Source organism: Sulfitobacter sp. PR48, assembly GCF_028807335.1.
Classification (GTDB): Bacteria; Pseudomonadota; Alphaproteobacteria; order Rhodobacterales; family Rhodobacteraceae; genus Sulfitobacter.
Genome location: NZ_JARAMM010000051.1, coordinates 1 through 3663, shown reverse-complemented (window position 1 = coordinate 3663; position 3663 = coordinate 1). Strand labels below are relative to the sequence as shown.

Genomic DNA, 3663 nt, shown 5'->3' with positions numbered 1-3663 from the left:
TGTCACTGTACCCTAATTAATCAGATTCTGCGGATTGGAAGCGTTTTCGGCAGATTCTGTACCCTTAATTGCAATATATCCACAGGGCGCTGCGTCAGTGGCTGACACAGCTTTGGCGCTTCCAGATTGCATCGGCTCGTGCCAGAAGCGCTTGACGATCTGCATCGGCACCGAGCTCGGAGATGGCCTGACGGGCAGCGTCTAGGGCCTGCGCAGACGTCTTTTTGGGCGACGTCGCCCTGGCAGATCGGTCAACGGGACTGCTTTCCTGCCGACGTCTTCGCGGAAGTCGCATATCGAGGTTCATCGACAGCTTGCGCACCTTCTCAATCAAACGTCTGCGCTGAGGAAAGGCGCGTCGGAGATCCCAGAATGCTTGTTCATTTCCGCGCAGCAAGATGGCCACTCCCAATAATGGACGGGCTGAGCAGACATCGACAGCTGCGAGTGCTATTGACCGCTCCAGTTGACACCGCGACGTGAGTGGCACGCTGTATACCAACTCAAGTACTTGTAAGAGGCACAGCGTATGGCTGATCCGCTGCATGTGCCTCAGATCGGCGGCGGCAACCGCCGTCTTCAGCAATGCCGCGCCCCGAGCGGCGCGGACACGTAGCCTGTTTGATAGACCATCGGCCGGATGCCTCGCCACAAGAGGTCGACCACAGTTTTCGCAAGTCAGCGACCAGGCGAAGCGCCAGTGGCGCAGGACCAGTCCCGAGGTTTGTTTCGAGCAGTTTGCGCAACTTTGGAAGTCATCGCTAGATACGCATTGAGCGGGATGATGCGTCGTGTCCGGGAGGGTCATGGCCGCGATCTCATCCCGGGTCTGCTGAACCGCCGGACATAGCCGAGCCCAGTTCACATGCCCAAGGTCACCCGCATGCTCCGGCACCCTGCCCTGCCCCAAACCGAGATAGCCGCAAAGCTCTTCGACGGAACAATGATTGGCCCGGGCCAACCGCCCGATCCAGCTCGAGAGAAGCTCGTCGGATACCGGTGGCGGTCGACGCGGCAATGGGTTCACGGTCACCCGAACTCCGCGATGGGTTGGCGCGGAATGCTCCAAGCATGCTTCGCCCATACCGGCTGCCAGGCCTGAACGGCCTCATCGGTGATCCGCTCCTCACCCGTCTCGATCGCATCGATGGCCAAGGACTTGATCATGATGAACACGCGCGAGGTCACACCGCCCGTCACTTTCAGGATTGTCCGAAGCGACGCAACCGTGAGGCCCGACCGCTGCTCAAGTGCCATCGCGGCAATCAGCGTTTGGATGAGCCGAGAGAACTCCACGTCGTCCTCCCAGAGCGGCAGGTAGTGTTCGTCCAGGCGACGGGCCAGTTGGTCGTCACCGCGGACGGCCTCGAGCGCTTCGTTGACACCGAAAACGACAAGCGAGGCACAGAGATCGTTGGCCAAGAACCGCAGCATGTTCAGGAACCGGCGTTGCTCCCGGTAACTACCGGCAAGCAGATTGTGCACCTCGTCGATCATCAGCATCTTCAGGTCCATATCCCGAAGATGACTGAGCGCGCGGACCTCAAGTTCGGACACGGTATGCCGCCCCCACATCGGCGCCCCGATCGTCGAAAGGATGTGCTGGTAGAAGCGTCGCTCGTCCGGCGCTGGCGGCGCCTGAACCAGCAGGATGGGGGTCTTCGTGATGCCCAGTTCTGCGTTGTACTGCGTCGGATACTTGCTGGCCATGCGCTTGGCGATCATCGTCTTGCCAATACCGGAACTGCCATAGACCATCAGGCCAGGCATCCGGCTCTGCTGCGGCATTTCCATCAGGGACGTCAATCGGTTGAGAACAATCGTGGCACGGTCGAATGCGATCCAATGATCGCTGCGGATGCGGTCAATTCTTTCTTCTGGGGTCATCAAACTCTTCAATCGGATAAGTGGGGAGGTCTGGGTTACCAGTGTCGATGGCGAACATTTCTCGGGACGGATCGCGGCGCGGCTGGTGCTTGGGAAGCCGCGTCTCGCGTTCGCTCTCCAGACGGGCGGTCCTTGTCTTCTGACGCGCCGCCTCGGCCAGTCGTCTCTGCGCGTCGATCACCTGGAACAAGGCCTTCTCGTTGATCCGACCGCCATGCCTGTCTTGCCATTCCTTCCGCGCCCGACGACTTTCCCAAAGCGATATCCGAGGGTGGCTCAGATCCCGATACCGAGCCGGGATCATGCGGCCATCATTGACGAGAACCCAGACCTGCGACAGGTCCCGCGGGTCGTACTTCACCTGCACCTTGCCGCTGCCCCGTCCGACCAACGACGCGAAGGCATCACTCCAGTAGTGCACCCCAAAGAGAGTGATCCCAGTGCGCCCGAGCTGGCGCAACTCAAAAGGCAGGAAGCTTGTCCGGAAGGCTTCGACATCGACAACCTGCCGCCCCGCAGTGTCTCCGCCCAAGTCAGCCCAAGCGGCCAGCGGCGTTCGCCCGAGGGCTTCGTGGCGGGTATTGTGGTAGCGGCAAATCTCCAGATGAAGCCAGTCCTCGAACTCGGCCAGGGTCAGAGCCGCATGTTTCTCGCTGTCATAATCGCCCTTCTCGGCAGCGGAGGATTGCGTGGTCCCGGGCAAAACATGAACAGCCCCCATGGCCGTTCCGATCAAACGTTCGATATGACCTCCGAAGTGCGTTGCACCAGGCGGGCGGTACTCGACGGCAATGCCCCAATCTTCGCAGGCCGATGAGAAGGCGTCGCTGTGGAACTCCTGCGCGTTATCGACATGGATCGCCTTCGGGATGCCGGATGTCGGCCAGACCAATTCTTCCAGCTTCCCTGGGACGTGGATCGATTTCCGACGCACACAATGATCGAGGCAGAGCGCGATCGAAAGAACTGATGGTGCATCAAAGCTGACGAAGACCCCGAGAACGATCCGGGTTGCAACATCGATGGCTACCGTCAAATATGGGCGCGCAAGCGGTCGCCGATCCACGTGATCGACCAAAATGATGTCGGCCAAGGTGTGATCGATCTGAACAATTTCCAGTGGCGTTCCAACCGCAAGCCGGCCCGGACGTGCCGCAAAAGTCTTGTTCGCCTCCTTGGCACCACGGCGCTTTCTAACAATCTCTTTCTCGTCCATTGCATCGAGCCGAGCTTTCAGCGTTTTTCGTGCCGGTGGCTGGAAGCCCTTTGCCTCGCATTCCGAACGGATCTCACGCCAAATTCGCAGAAAGCTGGAGCGTTCGCGGACCAGATAATAGCGCCGTAGGCGTTCATCGATGAGGTCTTCGACTTCTCGCGCGATCCGTTTCGACCCCGGTTTCGGCCCCCGGCGACTGAGTTCCAGTGCTGCGGCCCGCCCATCGTTCTCGCGCAAACGGCGGTAAAGCGACCAGGTGTGGCTCTTCGCCAAACCTAGTTCCCAAGCAGCATCTCCGATTGCCGCACTGATCGGCTCACCCTTCTTCTCAAGTTCCAGGATCGGACGGAGGACTGCTGCTCGATGTTTTGCAAGACGCTCGCTGACCACGCCAATCCCTGCCCTATTCCTGTCAGCACTTATCCACAGAACTGACCGTATGCTAATAAAGGGTACAGTATGGCAATTAACGGTACAATATGAAAATTAAGGGTACATCGTGCCGCTGAAAACAAACGATAATTTTAAAGGCAATTCTGATTAATGAGGGTACAGTGACA

Annotated in this window: 3 protein-coding genes; all 3 read right to left on the bottom strand. The window is 59.0% G+C overall.

Annotated features, from left to right (window positions below; genetic code table 11):
• Positions 1-94: 94 nt before the first annotated feature.
• The 3 genes from PVW51_RS24070 to PVW51_RS24060 are packed head-to-tail and all read right to left on the bottom strand — an operon-like array spanning position 95 to position 3493.
• Positions 95-1084 carry a TniQ family protein gene (locus PVW51_RS24070; protein ID WP_083545780.1) on the bottom strand — a complete coding sequence of 330 codons (990 nt, stop codon included), beginning with the start codon at positions 1082-1084 and terminating at the stop codon, positions 95-97.
• On the bottom strand, positions 1030-1887 hold the full coding sequence (locus PVW51_RS24065) for a TniB family NTP-binding protein (RefSeq protein ID WP_071974414.1): 858 nt from the start codon (positions 1885-1887) through the stop codon (positions 1030-1032). The genes PVW51_RS24070 and PVW51_RS24065 overlap by 55 nt, the downstream gene beginning before the upstream one ends.
• Complete coding sequence (locus tag PVW51_RS24060) at positions 1865-3493, bottom strand: Mu transposase C-terminal domain-containing protein (RefSeq protein WP_093455154.1); 1629 nt, start codon at positions 3491-3493, stop codon at positions 1865-1867. Before PVW51_RS24060 ends, PVW51_RS24065 begins: the two co-directional genes overlap by 23 nt.
• Positions 3494-3663 lie beyond the last annotated feature (170 nt).